The sequence below is a fragment of the Streptomyces sp. NPDC053493 genome (assembly GCF_044544825.1).
Taxonomy (GTDB): domain Bacteria; phylum Actinomycetota; class Actinomycetes; order Streptomycetales; family Streptomycetaceae; genus Streptomyces.
Genome location: NZ_JBITXS010000002.1, coordinates 464,116 through 482,028, shown reverse-complemented (window position 1 = coordinate 482,028; position 17,913 = coordinate 464,116). Strand labels below are relative to the sequence as shown.

Here is a 17,913-nt window from a genome sequence, read left to right as displayed (position 1 = left end):
CACGGCACGGCACGGGCGGCCCGCACGGCACGGCACGGACAGCCCCGCGCGAGGCGTCGCGCACGACCGGGAGCAGCGCCCCACCGCTCCGCACCGGAAAGCCACGGAGGGAACGACATGGCCGGCCCCGCCGCCCACGGACACGACGCAGACCACGCGGTGGCACCCGCCGCGCCGGACGACGCCCACGACACGCCCGTCGCGGTCGTCGGAGTGGCGTGCCGGCTGCCCGGCGCGGCGAACCCGGAGGAGTTCTGGCGGCTCCTGCGGGACGGCGTCGACGCCGTCGTGCCCACGCCTCCCGAGCGCTGGGACCCGGACGCCCTCGACGACGGCACCGGGACCGGGGCGGCGGCCGCCGGCCTGCGGCACGGCGGCTTCCTCGACTGGTCCACCGTCACCGGCTTCGACGCGGCGTTCTTCGGCATCGCACCGCGCGAGGCCGCGGCCATGGACCCGCAGCAGCGGCTCATGCTGGAACTGGGCTGGGAGGCCCTCCAGGACGCCCGGATCGTCCCCGAGCACGTCCAGGGCACCCGGACCGGCGTCTTCGTCGGGGCCATCTGGGACGACTACGCCACCCTGCTGCGCCGGCAGGGCGCGGGCGCCGCCGGCCGGCACGCCCTGACGGGCTCCCAGCGCGGCGTCATCGCCAACCGCCTCTCGTACCGGCTCGGACTGCGCGGGCCCAGTCTCACCGTCGACTCGGCCCAGTCCTCCTCGCTCGTGGCCGTCCACCTCGCCTGCGAGAGCCTGCGCCGCGGCGAGAGCGAACTCGCCCTCGCCGGCGGTGTGAACCTCGCCCTCGCCGCCGAGACCGCCGCGGCCGCCGCCGCCATGGGCGGCCTGTCCCCGAGCGGACGGGTCCGCACGTTCGACGCGGGCGCGGACGGTTACGTACGCGGTGAGGGCGGCGCCCTCGTCGTCCTCAAGCGCCTCGACCGCGCGCTGGCCGACGGCGACCGCGTCCTCTGCGTGATCCGCGGCAGCGCCGTCAACAACGACGGCGGCGGCGCGGGCCTGACCGTGCCCGACCCGCGGGCCCAGGAGGACGTCCTCCGGCAGGCCCACACGCGCGCCGGCACCGCCCCGGACGATGTCCAGTACGTCGAACTCCACGGCACGGGAACGCCCGTCGGCGACCCGGTCGAGGCCGAGGCGCTCGGTGCCGCGCTCGGCCGCTCCCGGGCCGCCGGAACGGCCCCGCTGCGGGTCGGCTCCGTCAAGACCAACATCGGCCACCTGGAAGGCGCCGCCGGCATCGCGGGCCTCGTCAAGGTGGTGCTGAGCCTGCGCCACCGGCAGCTTCCGCCGACCCTCCACCACGAGACGCCCCACCCCGGCATCCCGCTGGACGCGCTCAACCTGCGCGTCCAGACCGGCCTCGGCCCGTGGCCCGACGAGTACCGCGAACTCGTCGCCGGAGTCAGCTCCTTCGGCGTCGGCGGCACCAACTGCCACGTGGTCCTCGCCGAGCCGCCGCGCACCGCGCAGGCGGAGCCCGTCGAGGGCGCTTCGGGCACCGAGCGCGCCGGCGACGAGGCTCCGGGCGCGGAGCGCGGAGAGGCTTCGGGTGGGGAGCCCGGCGACGAGGTCTCGGGCGCCGAGTGCGTCGGCGAGGCCCCGGACGCGGGGCCCGGCGACGAGACGTCCGGCGCGGAGCACGTCGGCGGAGCTTCGGGCGGGGAGCCCGGCGCCGTGCCCTGGGTGCTGTCCGCGCGCGGGCCCGAGGCCCTGCGCGCGCAGGCCGCCCGCCTCGCCCGCCTCGTCAGCGACCGCCCCGGCCTCGACCCCGTCGACGTCGCCCACTCCCTCTTCACCACCCGCTCGCGGTTCGAGCACCGCGCGGTCGTCGTCGGCGCCGGCCGCGAGGAGCTGGCCGCGGGCCTCGCCGCCGTCGCCGATGGCCGGCCCGCCCGGACCGCCGTCGTGCCCCAGGGCCCCGCCACCCGCGGCCGCACCGTCCTGGTCTTCCCGGGCCAGGGCTCCCAGTGGCAGGCGATGGGCCGCGACCTGCTTGCGCAGGACGAGGTCTTCGCCGCCCGTATCGCCGCGTGCGAACGCGCCCTCGCCCCGTTCACAGGGTGGTCGCTCACCGCCGTGCTGCGCGGCGAGCCCGGCGCGGCCCCGCTCGACCGCGTCGACGTCGTACAGCCCGCCCTGTGGGCGGTGATGGTGTCCCTCGCGGCGGTGTGGAAGGCCCACGGCGTGGTGCCCGACGCGGTCGTCGGCCACTCCCAGGGCGAGATCGCCGCCGCCCACGTCGCCGGCGTGCTGAGCCTCCGCGACGCCGCGAAGATCGTCGCGCTGCGCTCCCGCGCCCTGGCCCGGCTGGCCGGCACCGGCGGCATGATGTCCGTACCGCTGCCCGTCGCCGACGTCGCCGACCGCATCGCGCCCTGGCAGGACCGGGTCGCCGTGGCCGCCGTCAACGGTCCCTCCTCCACCGTGCTCGCCGGCGACTCCGCCGTCCTCAACCTCCTCCTCGCGGCCTGGACGGCGGAGGACGTACGCGCCCGGCGCATCGACGTCGACTACGCCTCGCACTCGCCCGGCGTCGAAGCCGTACGGGAGGAACTGCTCACCGCCCTCGCCGACATCACGCCACGGCCCGTCACGGACACCGCCTTCTACTCCACCGTCACGGCCTCCCGGACCGACGACACCACGAGCCTCGACACCGCCTACTGGTACCGCAACCTGCGGGGCACCGTGCGGTTCGAGGAGACCGTCCGCGCCCTGCTCGCGGACGGCCACCGGCTGTTCGTCGAGTCCAGCCCGCATCCCGTCCTCGCCGTCGGCGTCCAGGAGACCCTCGACCTCGCCGCCGCGCCCGACGACCCGGCCGCGGTCGTCGGCACCCTGCGGCGCGACCAGGGCGACCGGGCCCGGCTGCTGACCTCCCTCGCCCAGGCCCACGTGGCCGGAGCCGACGTCGACTGGACCCGCGCGGTGCGCGGCGGACGGCCGGTCGACCTGCCCACGTACCCCTTCCAGCGCCGCGCCCACTGGCTGCCCGACGCCGCCACCGTGCCCGCCGCCCCGGCCGCCCCGGCCGCCCCGGCCGCGCCGGCCACGGCGGACCCCGCGCCGGACACCGCCACCGGCCCCTCCTGGCGGCAGCGGCTCGCCGCGGCGCGGGACGCCGAGGCGGAGACCGCGCTGCTGCTCCGGCTCGTCCAGGAGGAGACGACGGCCGTCCTCGGTCTCGCCTCCGCGGCCGAGGTCGACAGCCGGCTGGAGTTCAAGGCCCTGGGCTTCGACTCCCTCGCCGCCGTCGAGCTCCGCAACCGGCTCGCCGCCGCCACCGGCCTGCGCCTGCCCGCCACCGTCGTCTTCGCCCATCCCACGCCCCGCGCCCTCGCCGACCGGCTCCGCGACGAACTCACCGGCGAGGCGCAGGGCTTCGTCCCGGCGCCGTTCCGTCCGGCGTCCGGCGCCGACGGCGGTCAGGACGACCCGGTCGTCATCGTCGGCATGGCCTGCCGCTATCCCGGCGGCGTCCGGGACCCCGAGGGCCTCTGGCGGCTCGTCGCCGACGGCCGCGACGCCGTCACCGCCTTCCCCGACAACCGCGGCTGGGACCTCGACGCCCTCTACCACCCCGACCCGGACCATCCCGGCACCACCTACACCCGCCACGGCGGATTCCTGCACGAGGCCGACCGGTTCGACGCCGCCTTCTTCGGCATGTCACCGCGCGAGGCGCTGGCGACGGACCCGCAGCAGCGGCTGCTCCTGGAGACGGGCTGGGAGGCGTTCGAGCGGGCCGGGATCGACCCGGCGTCCCTGCGCGGCAGCGACACCGGCGTCTTCACCGGTCTCATGGCCTCCGACTACGGCCCGGCCCTCCACGAGGCCGCGGGTGGCACCGAAGGCCACCTGCTCACCGGCAGCGCGGGCAGCGTGGCCTCCGGCCGTATCGCCTACACGCTCGGCCTGGAGGGCCCGGCCGTCTCCGTAGACACCGCCTGCTCCTCGTCGCTCGTCGCCTTGCACCTGGCGGCGCAGTCGCTGCGGCAGGGCGAGTGCTCGCTGGCCCTCGCGGGCGGTGTGACGGTGATGTCGAGCCCTGGATTCTTCCTGGAGTTCTCGCGTCAGCGCGGCCTGTCGCCGGACGGGCGATGCCGGGCTTTCGCCGCGGACGCCGACGGTACGGGCTGGGGTGAGGGCGTCGGCGTCGTGGTGCTCGAGCGGCTGTCGGACGCGCGGCGCAACGGCCACCGGGTGCTGGCGGTGGTGCGCGGCTCGGCGGTCAACCAGGACGGAGCGAGCAACGGTCTGACGGCGCCCAACGGCCTGGCGCAGGAGCGGGTCATCCGGCAGGCGCTTGCCAACGCCGGGCTGACCGCCGCGGACGTGGACGCCGTCGAGGCCCACGGCACCGGCACCCGACTCGGCGACCCCATCGAGGCCGAGGCGCTGCTCGCCTCGTACGGTGCGGAACGCGCCCCGGACCGGCCGCTGTTCCTGGGCTCCGTCAAGTCGAACATCGGCCATTCCCAGGCCGCGGCCGGCGTCGCCGGCGTCATCAAGATGGTGATGGCGATGCGCCACGGCGTGCTGCCCAGGACGCTGCACGTCGACGAGGCCTCGCCGTTCGTCGACTGGAGCTCCGGCGCCGTGTCGCTGCTGACCGAGGACACGGTGTGGGAGCGGGGCAGCGGGCCGCGCCGGGCGGGCGTCTCCTCCTTCGGCATCAGCGGCACCAACGCCCACGTCGTCCTCGAAGAGCCGGCGTTGACGGCCGGGACGACGTCCGAGACCGCCGAGGCGTCCGAGCCGGCGGCGGTGACGCCGAGGCCCGAGGCCGGAGCCGGCGGGCCGGCCGGCGCGACCGACGCGGCCGGCGCGACGCTGCCGCTGGTGCTGTCCGCGAAGACGCCGTCGGCCCTGCGCGAGCAGGCCCGGCGCCTCGGGCGCCGCCTGGGCGACGAGGACGCGCCGCGCCCGCTGGACGTCGCGTACACCCTCACGGTCGCCCGCGCCGTGTTCGAGCACCGCGCGGTGGTGCTCGGCACCACCCGCGAGGAGCTGCTCACGGGCCTCGCCGCGGTCGCCGCCGGCGCCGAAGGAGTGGTGGCCGCTGCCGGATCCGCCGCCGAGGCACCGGACGGCGGGCCGGCGGCGAAGCTCGCCGCGGACTTCGCAGGCGGCGCGGACGTCGACTGGGCGCCGCTGTTCGCGGACGCCGCCGCCCGCACCGTCGAACTGCCCACCTATCCCTTCGCGGGCGAGCGTTACTGGCTCGCGCCCGGGGCACGACGTCACGCGGCCGCCCTCTCGGATCCCGCCGCTGCCGACGGTGGGACCGACACCGTGGCCGAAGACGCCGAGCGCCGCTTCTGGGCCGCCGTACACGCCGAGGACCCGCGGGCCCTCGCCGAAGAGCTGCGCGAAGAGCTGCGCGAGGAACTGAGCGACGAACCGAGCGGGACGGTCCAGGACGGGCCGGAGCTCGCCGCGCTCGGCGCCGCGCTGCCCGCCCTCTCGCGCTGGCACGGACGGCTCCGGTCCGAGGCCGCCGTGGACGCGCTGCGGTACCGGATCCGCTGGCGGCGCGTCGGCACGGCCGCCGGAGCCGTCGCGGACGGGACCTGGCTCGTCGTCGTGCCCGAGGGCCCGCACTCCTGCTCCGGGACCGGGCCCTGGGCCGACGCCGCGCGCGACGCGCTGGCCGCCCGCGGCGCCGCCGTACACGTGCTGACCGCGGACCCGGCGGCCGGCCGCGAGGAGCTGGCCGCGCTGCTGCGGCCCCACCTCGACGAGGCGCGGCCGGCCGGAGTGCTGTCCCTCCTCGCCTTCGCCGAGGGCCGGGCGCCCGGCCACCCGTCGGTCCCCGCGGCCCTCGCCGCCACCCTCGCCCTGACCCAGGCACTGGGCGACCTCTCCGCCCGTACCCCGGTCTGGTACGCGACGACCGGCGCCGTGACCACCGGGGCCGAGGACCCGCCGGGCGACGCCGACCAGGCCCAACTGTGGGGCCTCGGCCGGGTCGTGGCCCTGGAGCACCCGGAGCGCCGGGGCGGACTCCTCGATCTGCCCGCACGGCCGGACGCCTCCACGGCCGAAGCGCTCGGCGGCGTCCTCGCCGGCGGCGCGGGCGCCGAGGACCAGCTCGCCCTGCGGCCGGGCGGCGACCTCCTCGCCCGCCGTCTGGAGCGCGCTCCTCGGCGGCCCGGTCACCGGGCCGGCGGGCGGGCCACCGGCCGGCGCGGCCGGCGCACCGGTGGCACCGCCCTGGTCACCGGCGGTACCGGCGCCCTCGGCGCGCGCGTCGCCCGACGGCTCGCCGCGACCGGGACCGAACACCTGGTGCTGGTCAGCCGCAGCGGCGAACAGGCTCCGGGAGCAGACGCACTGCGCGCGGAACTGACCGCGCTCGGCGCCCGCGTCACCTTCGCCGCGTGCGACGTCGCCGACCGTGAGGCCCTCGGCGCCGTACTCGCCGCCGTGCCCGACGACCTGCCCCTCACCACCGTCGTCCACGCCGCGGGCCGGGTCGACGACGCCCTCGTCGCCGCGCTCACGCCCGCCCAGCTCGAACGGGCCCTGCGCGCCAAGACCGTGGGCGCCCGCCACCTGGACGAGCTGACCCGCGGCACGGAACTCGACGCCTTCGTGCTCTTCTCCTCCGTCGCCGCCACCTGGGGCATGCCCGGCCAGGGCGGCTACGCGCCCGGCAACGCCTTCCTCGACGCGCTGGCCGAGAACCGCCGTGCCGCAGGGCTGCCCGCCACCTCGGTCGCCTGGGGCGCGTGGGAAGGCGCCGGCATGGCCGCGGACGCCGCCGTGGCGCAGGAGTTCGCGCGCTTCGGCCTCGGCCGCCTCGGCGCCGACGAGGGCCTCGCCGCCCTGGACGTGGCGCTCGCGGACGACGACGTCTGCGTCACCGTCGCCCGGGTCGACTGGGCGACCTTCCTGCCCGCCGCCACGGTCGCCGGGCCCCGCCCTCTCTTCGCCGAACTGCCCGAGGCGCGCCGCCTTTCCGCCGACGGCCCCGGCTCCGTCGTCCTGACGGGTACGGGCACGGGCGCGGGCGGGGACGCGGGCGGCCGGGAGCCCGCTCGCGACGGACTGGCCCTCCGCCTCGCGGGCCTCGACGCCGCCGAGCGGGAGCGCGAGGCCGCCGGAGTCGTACGCGGCGCGGTCGCCGCCGTCCTCGGCTTCGCCGACCCCGCACGCGTACGGGACGGGCGGCCCTTCTCCGAACTGGGCCTGACCTCGATGACCGCCCTCGAACTCCGCAACCGGCTCGGCGCCGCCACCGGACTCGCCCTGCCCGCCACCCTCGTCTTCGACCACCCCACGCCGAAGGCCGTGACCCGCCTCGTCCTGTCGATGCTCACCGGCGACGCCCAGGACCCCGCCCCGGCCGCGCCCCGGCCGGCGCCCGCCGCCGACGGCGGCCAGGACGACCCGGTCGTCATCGTCGGCATGGCCTGCCGCTATCCCGGCGGCGTCACCGGTCCCGAGGACCTGTGGCGGCTCGTCGCCTCGGGCGCCGACGCCATCGGCGAGATGCCCCGTGACCGGGGCTGGGACGTCGAGCGGCTGTTCCACCCGGAGCCGGGCCGGCCGGGCACCACGTACACCCGCCACGGCGGATTCCTCTACGACGCCGCCGAGTTCGACGCGGCCTTCTTCGGGATCAGCCCGCGCGAGGCGCTCGCCATGGACCCGCAGCAGCGGCTGCTCCTGGAGACGGGCTGGGAGGCGTTCGAGCGGGCCGGGATCGACCCGGCGTCCCTGCGCGGCAGCGACACCGGCGTCTACGTCGGCACCTCACTCGGCGAGTACGGTCCGCGTCTCGCCGAGCCGGCCGAGGGCGCCGACGGCTACGTCCTGACCGGCAGCGCGGGCAGCGTGGCCTCCGGCCGTATCGCCTACGCCCTCGGTCTGGAGGGCCCGGCCGTCTCCGTCGACACCGCCTGCTCCACCTCCCTGGTGGCCCTGCACCTGGCGGCGCAGTCGCTGCGGCAGGGCGAGTGCTCGCTGGCCCTCGCGGGCGGTGTGACGGTGATGTCGAGCCCGGGCGTGTTCCTGGAGTTCTCGCGTCAGCGCGGCCTTTCGCCGGACGGACGGTGCCGGGCCTTCGCCGCGGACGCCGACGGTACGGGCTGGGGCGAGGGCGTCGGCGTCGTGGTGCTCGAGCGGCTGTCGGACGCGCGGCGCAACGGCCACCGGGTGCTGGCGGTGGTGCGCGGCTCGGCGGTCAACCAGGACGGAGCGAGCAACGGTCTGACGGCGCCCAACGGCCTGGCGCAGGAGCGGGTCATCCGGCAGGCGCTTTCGAACGCCGGGCTGACCGCCGCGGATGTGGACGCCGTCGAGGCCCACGGCACCGGCACCCGGCTCGGCGACCCGATCGAGGCGCGGGCCCTCCTCGCCACGTACGGCCGAGGGCGGGAGGCCGGTGCTCCGGTCCGGCTCGGCTCGCTCAAGTCGAACATCGGCCACACGCAGGCCGCGGCCGGCGTCGGCGGCGTCATCAAGATGGTGATGGCGATGCGCCACGGCCTGCTGCCGAAGACGCTCCACGCCGAGGAGCCGACGCCGCACGTCGACTGGTCCTCCGGCGCGGTGGAACTGCTCACCGAACCGCTTCCCTGGCCCGCCGCCGGTGCCCCGGCCGCCACCGCCGACCGCCCGCGCCGGGCCGCGGTCTCCTCCTTCGGCATCAGCGGCACCAACGCCCACGTCATCCTCGAAGAGCCCGCCACGCCGGCCGAGCCGGAGGACCGGGTCCGTGACGTCGATGGCAACGGCAGCACCGGCGGCACCGGTGGCTCCGGCGGCACCGTTCCCTGGACGCTCTCCGGCCGTACTCCTGAGGCCCTGCGCGCCCAGGCCACCCGCCTGCACGCCTCCTTGAGCGAGCCGGCGGACGCGGCACCGGAGCCCGAGCCGATCGCGGTGGCCCGGGCGCTGGCCACGACCCGTACGGCGTTCGAGCACCGTGCGGTGGTCCTCGGCGCCGACCGCGAGGAGCTGCTCACCGGCCTCGCGGCGGTCGCCGCCGGCGCCGAGGGTGTCGTGGCCCCCGCCGCCCTGCCCGCCGGTGACGCCGGTGACGACGGCGCCGCCGTCACCGCTGTCACCGCCGTCGCGGAGGAGTTCGCCCGGGGCGGCGAGGTCGACTGGACGGCCGTCCTCGGCCGGGCGGACGGCCCGCAGGCCGAGCTGCCCACGTATCCCTTCCAGCGCAGGCGGTACTGGCTGCCCGCCTCCGCCGCCTCCGCCGGCCGCACCGCCGGCTCGCGCGGACCCGGCCAGGAGCCGCTGGACCACCCGCTGTTGTCGGCGGCCCTGCGCCTCGCGGGCACCGACGAGTACGTCCTCACCGGCCGGCTGTCCGAGGACACGCTGCCCTGGCTCACGGACCACCGCGTCGGCGACACCGTGCTGCTGCCGGGCACCGCCTTCGTCGACCTGGCGCTGCGGGCCGGCGCCCACGCCGACTGCGCCGCGCTCGCCGAACTCGGCGTGACCGCCCCGCTCGTGCCGCCGCCGTCCGGCGCGGTCGCGCTCCAGGTCGCGGTCGGCGCGGCCGACGAGCACGGCCGGCGCACCGTACGGATCTTCTCCCGGCCCGAGAGCGCGGACGAGGCCGCGGCGTGGACGGAGCACGCCACGGGCCTGCTCGCGCCCGCCGCCCTCGCGGAATCGGCCGAGACGGCGGACACGGCGGACACGGCGGACACGGCGGACACGGCGGAGACGGCCGAAGGGACCGAGTCGGCCGAAGGGACCGAGGACGAAACGCTCGGCGTCTGGCCGCCGGCCGCCGCGACGGCGATCGACGTCACCGATCTCTACGACCGCCTTGACCGCCGCGGTTACGGCTACGGCCCCGCCTTCCAGGGCCTTTCGCGTGCCTGGCGGACACAGGAGACCGTCTTCGCCGAGGTCGCCCTCGCCGCGCCCGAGGCCGCCACGGCCGGCCGTCACGTGCTCCATCCCGCCCTTCTCGACGCGGCGCTGCACACCCTCGGCCTGGCCGCCGGCGCCTCGGAGGACGATCCCGTCCTCCTGCCGTTCGCCTGGCAGGACACCACCGTCGTGGCCGAGGGCGCGACGAGCCTGCGGGTTACGCTCACGACCGAGGGCCCGGACGCGGGCCGGCTGACCGCGTACAACGAGAGCGGACGGCGGGTGGCGTCCGTCGGCGCCGTCGTCCTGCGGCCCGCGCCCGAGAACCTGACAGCCGGCCGTCCCGCGGCCGCCGGGGACCCGGCGCTGCACCGGCTCGCGTGGCCGGTCGTTCCGGCTCCCGCGCCGGTCGCGGAGGCCGCGGCCGTCCTGCTCGGCTCCGCCGACGGGCTCGGAACGCACGCGCCGGTACGCCGCCACGCCGACCTCGCCGCCCTGCGCGGCGCGCTCGACGCGGGCGAAGCGGTACCGGACCTGGTCCTCGCCACCGCCGAGCCGGCGGGGACGAGCGACAGCGTGCCCGCCCTCGCCGAGGCCACCGCGGCCCACGTCCTCGCGCTCGCCCAGGACTGGCTGGCCGACACCCGGTTTGCACGCTCCCGGCTCGTCGTCGTGACCCGGTCGGCCGTCGCCGTCACGCCCGCCGACACCGCCGACCCCGCCCAGGCCACGGCCTGGGGCCTGATCCGCTCCGCCCAGACCGAGCACCCCGGCCGTTTCGTCCTCGCCGACCTCGACGGCACCGCCGGTCTGCCCGGCACCCTGCTGTCCGCCGCCCTGGGAGACGAACCCCAACTGGCCTTCCGCGCCGACCGCCTCCACGCTCCCCGCCTCGTCCCCGTCGCCGCGCCGCACGGCGGTGACGCCGCCGCTCCCGCGTTCGACCCGGACGGGACCGTGCTCGTCACCGGTGGTACGGGCGTGCTCGGGCGGATCGTCGCGCGGCACCTCGTCGTGCGGCACGGCGTGCGGCATCTGGTGCTGGCCAGCCGGAGCGGCGCCCGGGCGGCCGGGGCCGAGGGGGTGCGCGAGGAGCTGAAGGAGCTGGGCGCGCGGGTCACGGTGGCCGCCTGCGACCTCGCCGACGCCGAGGCGGTGGGCGACCTGCTCGACGGCATCGCCGAGGAGCATCCGCTGACGGCCGTGGTGCACGCCGCCGGCGTGCTGGACGACGGCGCGGTCACGGCACTGACGCCCGACCGCCTGCACCGCGTGCTGCGGCCCAAGGCCGAGGCCGCCTGGCTGCTGCACGAGCTGACCCGGGACCGGGAGCCGACCGCGTTCGTGCTGTTCTCGTCGGCCGCCGGCGTGCTCGGCTCGGCCGGGCAGGGCAACTACGCCGCCGCCAACGCCTTCCTCGACGCCCTTGCCTCGCAGCGCCGCGCCCAGGGACGTCCCGCGACCTCGCTCGCGTGGGGACTGTGGCAGGAGCGCAGCGCCATGACCGCGGCGCTCGACGAGACCGACCTCAGGCGGCTCGCGCGCACCGGTGTGCGGCCCTTGGCGACGGACGACGCCCTCGCGCTCCTCGACGCCGCGCTCGCCGCGCGGGAGGAGCCCGTCCTCGTACCCGTACGGCTGGATCCCGACGGTCTCGCGGGGCCCGCCGCGGACGGGCGACGGACGGTCCCGGCGCCGCTGCGCGGGCTCGTCCGGCCGGCCGCCGCCCGGCGCGCCGCCGCCACCACCGCACCGGCCGGCGCCTTCGCCGGGCCGTTGCGGACCCTGGCGGACGCCGAACGGACGAGGACGCTCACCGCACTCGTACGGGCCCAGGCCGCGGCAGTGCTCGGGCTCGACACTCTCGACGAGACCCAGGACGAACGGCCCTTCTCCGAGCTCGGGATGGACTCCCTCACCGCGCTCGAACTGCGCAACCGCCTGGGCTCCGAGACCGGCCTCACCCTGCCCGCGGGACTCGTCTTCGACCGTCCCACCCCGCGCGAGCTCGCCGCCTACCTGGCCGAACAGCTCCAGCGCCAGATCCAGGGCGAGCTCGAAGGCGGGCTCGAAGGCGGGCTCCCGGCACAGGACCGTCCCCGGCGGCGCCCGGCGGCGCCCGCCGACGACGACCCGATCGCCGTCGTCTCCATGGCCTGCCGCTATCCCGGCGGCGACGCCGCCACGGGCGACGTCACCAGCCCGGAAGCCCTGTGGGCGCTGGTCGCCGGAGGCGTCGACGCCGTCGGCGACATGCCGTCCGACCGCGGCTGGAACCCGGACGAGCTGTACGACCCCGAGCCGGGCCGGCCGGGCCGCAGCTACACCCGGCGCGGCGCGTTCCTGCGCGGAGCGGCCGACTTCGACGCCGCCTTCTTCGGGATCAACGCCCGCGAGGCGCTCGCCATGGACCCGCAGCAGCGGCTGCTCCTGGAGACCTCCTGGGAGGTCGTCGAGCGGGCCGGCATCGACCCGGCCTCGCTGCGCGGCAGCCGCACCGGTGTCTTCGCCGGCGTCATGTACCACGACTACGGCTCCTGGGTCCGCCGTGTCCCCGAGGAGGTCGAGGGCTACCTCGGCTCGGGCACGGCCGGCAGCGTGGCCTCCGGCCGTATCGCGTACACCCTGGGTCTCGAAGGTCCCGCCGTGTCCGTCGACACCGCCTGCTCCTCCTCGCTGGTCGCCCTGCACCTGGCGGCGCAGTCGCTGCGGTCGGGCGAGAGCGACCTCGCCCTGGCCGGCGGCGTGACCGTGATGGCCACGCCCACACCCTTCGTCGAGTTCTCGCGCCAGCGCGGCCTGGCCGCCGACGGACGCTGCAAGCCGTTCGCCGCGGCCGCCGACGGCACCGGCTGGGGCGAGGGCGCGGGCGTCCTGCTCCTCGAACGGCTCTCGGACGCCCGCCGCAACGGCCACCCCGTCCTCGCCGTGCTCCGCGGCTCCGCCGTCAACCAGGACGGCGCCAGCAACGGACTGACCGCGCCCAACGGGCCCTCGCAGCAGCGGGTCATCCGCCAGGCGCTCGCCGGCGCCGGCCTCGCCCCGGCCGACGTGGACGCCGTCGAGGCGCACGGCACCGGCACCTCGCTCGGCGACCCCATCGAGGCCGAGGCGATCCTCGCCGTCTACGGAGCCGACCGCGCCCCGGACCGGCCGCTGTTCCTCGGCTCGGTCAAGTCGAACATCGGCCACACCCAGGCCGCGGCCGGTGTCGCCGGCGTCATCAAGATGGTGATGGCGATGCGTCACGGCGCCCTGCCGAGGACGCTGCACGTCGACGAGCCCACACCGCACGTCGACTGGTCCTCCGGCGCGGTCCGGCTGCTCACCGAAAGCCTTCCCTGGCCCGCCGCGGGCCGGCCCCGCCGGGCGGGCGTGTCGTCCTTCGGGATCAGCGGCACCAACGCCCACGTCATCCTCGAACAGGCCCCGGCCGCCCCGGCCGCCCCGGCCGCCGCGCCCGAGCCGGCCGCGCCGGCGGCACCGCCCGCGACCACGGCCTCCCGGGCCCACGGGCCCGCCGGTCCCGGCGCCGTGCCCTGGCTCCTGTCCGGCCGCAGCCCCGAGCACCTGCGTGCCCAGGCCGCGAAGCTGCGCCGCCGCCTCGACGAGCGGCCCGACCTGCGCCCGCTCGACGTCGGCCACGTCCTGGCCACCGGCCGGGCCGCCTTCGAACACCGGGCGGCCCTGGTCGCCGCCTCCCGCGAGGACTTCCTGGAGCGTCTCGACGACCTGGTCTCGGGCGAGGAGACGCCCGGACAGGCGTGGGGACGCACGGCCGGCGGCCGCCTCGCCCTCGCGTTCGCGGGCCAGGGCAGCCAACGGCTCGCCATGGGACGCCGGCTGAGGGAGCGCCACCCGGTCTTCGCCGAGGCGTTCGACGCCGTCCGCGCCGCGCTCGACCCGCACCTGCCGCGGCCGCTGCTCGAGGTGATCGACGCCGAGGAGGACACGCACGAGGCCGACCTGCTGCACACCACCGCCTACACCCAGCCCGCGCTCTTCGCCGTCGAGGTGGCGCTCTTCCGGCTCCTCGCCCGCTGGGGCGTTCGCCCCGACGCCCTCGTCGGCCACTCCGTCGGCGAACTCGCCGCCGCCCACGTGGCGGGAGTGCTGAACCTGTCCGACGCCGCCGCGCTGGTGACGGCCCGGGGCCGGCTCATGCAGGCCCTGCCGCCGGGCGGCGCGATGGTCGCCGTGGACGCGCCGGAGGAGAAGATCCTGCCCCTGCTCACCGACGACGTGGCCGTCGCCGCCGTCAACGGCCCCTCGGCCGTGGTCCTCTCGGGCCGTACGGACCCGGTCCTCGCCCTCGCGCGGCGGCTCGGCGACGACGGGCACCGCGTCACCCGGCTCCGCGTCAGCCACGCGTTCCACTCCCCGCTGATGGACCCGATGCTCGACGAACTCCGGGCCGTCGCCGACAAGCTGACCTACCACGCGCCCACGATCCCGGTCGTCTCCACCGTGACCGGACGCCCGGCGACCGCCGAGACCCTGTGCTCGCCCGCGTACTGGGCCGAACAGGTGCGCCGTCCGGTGCGGTTCCACGACGCCGTGCGCCACCTCGCCGACGACGGCGTACGGACCCTCCTGGACGCCGGGCCCGACGGCTCCCTCGCCGGCCTCGTCACGGGCTGGGGCGACCCGGACCTGACCGCCGTCGCCGCCCTGCGCCGCGACCGGCCCGAGCCCGACGCCCTGGCCGACGCCCTCGGACGCCTGCACGTGCGCGGTGCGGCCGTCGACTGGCACGCCTTCTTCGCCGGCAGCGGCGCCCGCCGCGTCGACCTGCCGACCGCCGCCTTCCGACCCGAGCGCTACTGGCTCGCGACCGACGCCGAGGCGCCGTCCGCCACCGCCCGGGAGACGTCCGGCCATCCGTTCGTCGGCCCGCCGCTGGAACTCCCGGAGACCGGCGACCTGGTCCTCACCGGCACCGTGTCCCTCGCCGCCCATCCCTGGCTCGCCGACCACCGCGTCGGCGGCGAGGCCCTGCTGCCCGGCACCGCCTTCGTGGAGCTGGCGCTGCGGGCCGGCGACCGGCTCGGCCTCGGCCACCTCGCCGAACTGACCCTCGGCCGGCCGCTGGTCCTGCCCGAGCACGGAGCCGTCCGGCTGAACGTGCGCCTCGCGGCGGCCGGCCCCGACGGCCTGCGCCGGCTGACCGTCCACGCCCGGCCCGAGCCCGCCCCCGGCGAGGCGGAGGCCCGGGCCGCGTCCGGTGAACCGTGGACGCTGCACGCCTCGGGCACCCTCGCGCCCACGGCGCCGGACACGACCGACGCGCCCGCCGGCGACGCCGGATGGGCGGCGGACGCCGCCTGGCCGCCGGCCGGCGCCGAACCCGTCCCGGTCGGCCCGCTGTACGAGCGGGTCTCGGCCGGCGGCGTCGGCTACGGCCCGGCGTTCCGGGCGCTGCGCTCGGCCTGGACCCTCGGCGGGCACGTCTTCGCCGAGGTGGTCCTGGAGCCGGAGGAGGCGGCCGAGGCCGGGCGGTTCGCCGTGCATCCCGCCCTGCTGGACGCGGCCCTGCACGCCGCCGCTCTCCGGACGCACCGGGACGGCCCGGGCACGGCGCCGCTGCTGCCCTTCGCCTGGAGCGACGTGGCGCTGCGCGCCGAGGGCGCGGACCGGCTGCGGGTCCGGCTCACCGTCCGGGACACGACCGTGGCGCTCGACCTCGCCGACCCGGCCGGCCGGCCCGTCGCCACCGTCCGCTCCCTGCTGCTGCGCCCGGCCCCGGCCCGTAGCGAGACCGCCGCGCCGACCGCCGAGGCCGGACCGCTGGACGGCGGACCGGCGGGCGACGGACCGCTGGACGGGGCACCGCTGGGTGGCGGACCGGCCGGCGACGGACCGGCCGGCGCGCTGTACGCGGTGCGGTGGACGAGGGCCACGGCGGAGGCCGCAGCGAGCGCTCCCGTACGCCTCGCGGTCGTCGGACCGGACCTGTCGTACGGGCTTCACGCCGTGCCCGGCGCCGTGCGGTACGACGGGCTCGACGCCCTGACGGCTGCGCTCGACGGCGGGGATCCCGCACCGGAGTTCGTCCTCGCACCCGTGCCCCTGGCCGGCGACGAGGCCGACCTCCCGGCCCGGACACGCGCCGCACTTGACCACACGGCCGCGCTGCTGCGGTCCTGGGCGGCAGCACCGCGCCTCGGCGCCACCCGCCTGGTCCTCGTGACGCGCGGTGCCGTGGCCACCGGGCCCGACGACGCGCCCGCCGATCCCGCGGCCGCGGCCGTCTGGGGCCTCGGGCGGTCCGCGCAGCGCGAACACCCGGGCCGCGTGCTCCTCCTGGACACCGACGGCGAGGCCGTCTCCACGGCCGCCCTGCGCTCGCTCCCGGCTGTCGGCGAGCCCCGACTCGCCTTGCGGCGAGGCGAGTTCTCCGTGTCCCGCCTCGTGTCCGAACCGGCCGCACGGTCGCAGGACGGACTCGAGGAGTGGCCGCGGTTCGACGTCACCGGCACCGTCCTGGTCACGGGAGGCACCGGAGCGCTGGGCGCCTCGCTCGCGCGGCACCTGGTCACCGAGCACGGCGTACGGCATCTGCTGCTGACCGGCCGGCGCGGCCAGGAGGCTCCCGGCGCCGCGCTGCTGGCCGCCGAACTCACCGCACTCGCCGAACGCGGCGGTCCCGGCGCCCACGTGCGCGTCGAGGCCTGCGACGTCTCCGACCGCGCGGCGCTCGCCCGGCTGCTCGACTCCGTGCCCGCCGACCGGCCGCTGCGGGCCGTCGTGCACTGCGCCGGCGTCCTCGACGACGGCGTCCTCGAAACCCTCACGCCCGACCGCTTCGACCGCGTGCTGCGGCCCAAGGCCGATGCCGCCTGGCACCTGCACGAGCTGACCCGGGACCGGGAGCTGACCGCGTTCGTGCTCTTCTCGTCGGCCGCCGGAGTGCTCGGCTCGGCCGGCCAGGGTAACTACGCCGCCGCCAACGCCTTCCTCGACGCCCTCGCCGCCCTGCGCCGGGCCCAGGGGCGTCCCGCCACGGCCCTGGCCTGGGGCTGGTGGGACGAGGACCGGGGCATGGCGGGCGCGCTCGGCGCCGCCGACCGGGCCAGGATGGCCGCGTCCGGAGTCGCGGCCTTCGCGCCCGGCGAGGGCCTCGCCCTGTTCGACGCGGCGCTCCGGCACGGCGCCGCCGCCCTCGCCCCGGTCCGCCTCGACACCGCCGCCCTGCGCGCGCGGGCCGCGGAGGGACGGCTCGACCCGCTCCTGGCGGACGTCGTGCCCGGAGCCGGCAGCGGCACCGACCCTGGCACCGGCAGCGGCAGCGGCACCGACGCCAGCCCGGCCACCGGCACCGGTCCGGCCACCGGCACCTCCCGTCACCGCGCGGCCCGCTGCGCCGGAGGATGGCGCGACCGTCTGCGGGCCGCCGCGCCCGACCGGCGTCCCGACCTGCTCCTCGACCTGGTCCGACGGGAGGTCGCCACGGTGCTCGGCCGGTCCTCGCACGCGGGCGTCGACGCCCACGACCGGCTGCTCGACCTGGGCCTCGACTCCCTCACGGCGGTCGAACTGCGCAACCGGCTCACCGAGTTGAGCGGCCTGCAGCTGCCCACGACCCTCGTCTTCGACCATCCGACGCCGGCCCGCCTGGCCGGGCGTCTCGGCGAGCTGCTGGCCGAGACGGCGCCGGACAAGGAGCCACACCGAGAGCGGGGCGCGCAGGATCCGGCCGACGAGCTGCTCGCCGTACTGGACCGGCTGGAACGTTCCCTCGCCGCCGCGCCGCCCGACCCACGGGTCCGCGCCCGCCTCGCGGCGCTCCTCCCGGCGCTCGCCCCGGCGAACGGCGACGGTCCGGCCGAGGCACGGGAGGACCTTCCGGCGCCTCGGGACCCGTCCGCCGCCGGCACGGATCCCGACGGGCCGCCGCCCGGCCCGCCCGCCACCGCCGACGAGCTGCTCGCCTTCATCGACGAGAACCTCCGCCGCCGCTGACCGGCCGGGCCGCGCCCGGCGCGGCCCGCCCTCCCCTGAACCCGACACCCGCCCGCCCCTCCCACGACCACAGATGAG

The 17,913-nt window shown here is 77.7% G+C and carries 1 protein-coding gene; it reads left to right on the top strand.

Annotated features, from left to right (window positions below):
* Window positions 1–117: 117 nt before the first annotated feature.
* On the top strand, window positions 118–17,835 hold the full coding sequence (locus ACIGO8_RS07655) for an SDR family NAD(P)-dependent oxidoreductase (protein WP_399725441.1): 17,718 nt from the start codon (window positions 118–120) through the stop codon (window positions 17,833–17,835).
* Window positions 17,836–17,913: the final 78 nt, after the last annotated feature.

Coding starts and splice junctions, on each gene's coding strand:
- ACIGO8_RS07655 (WP_399725441.1), top strand. CDS start 118: ATGGCCGGCCCCGCCGCCCACGGACACGACGCAGACCACGCGGTGGCA.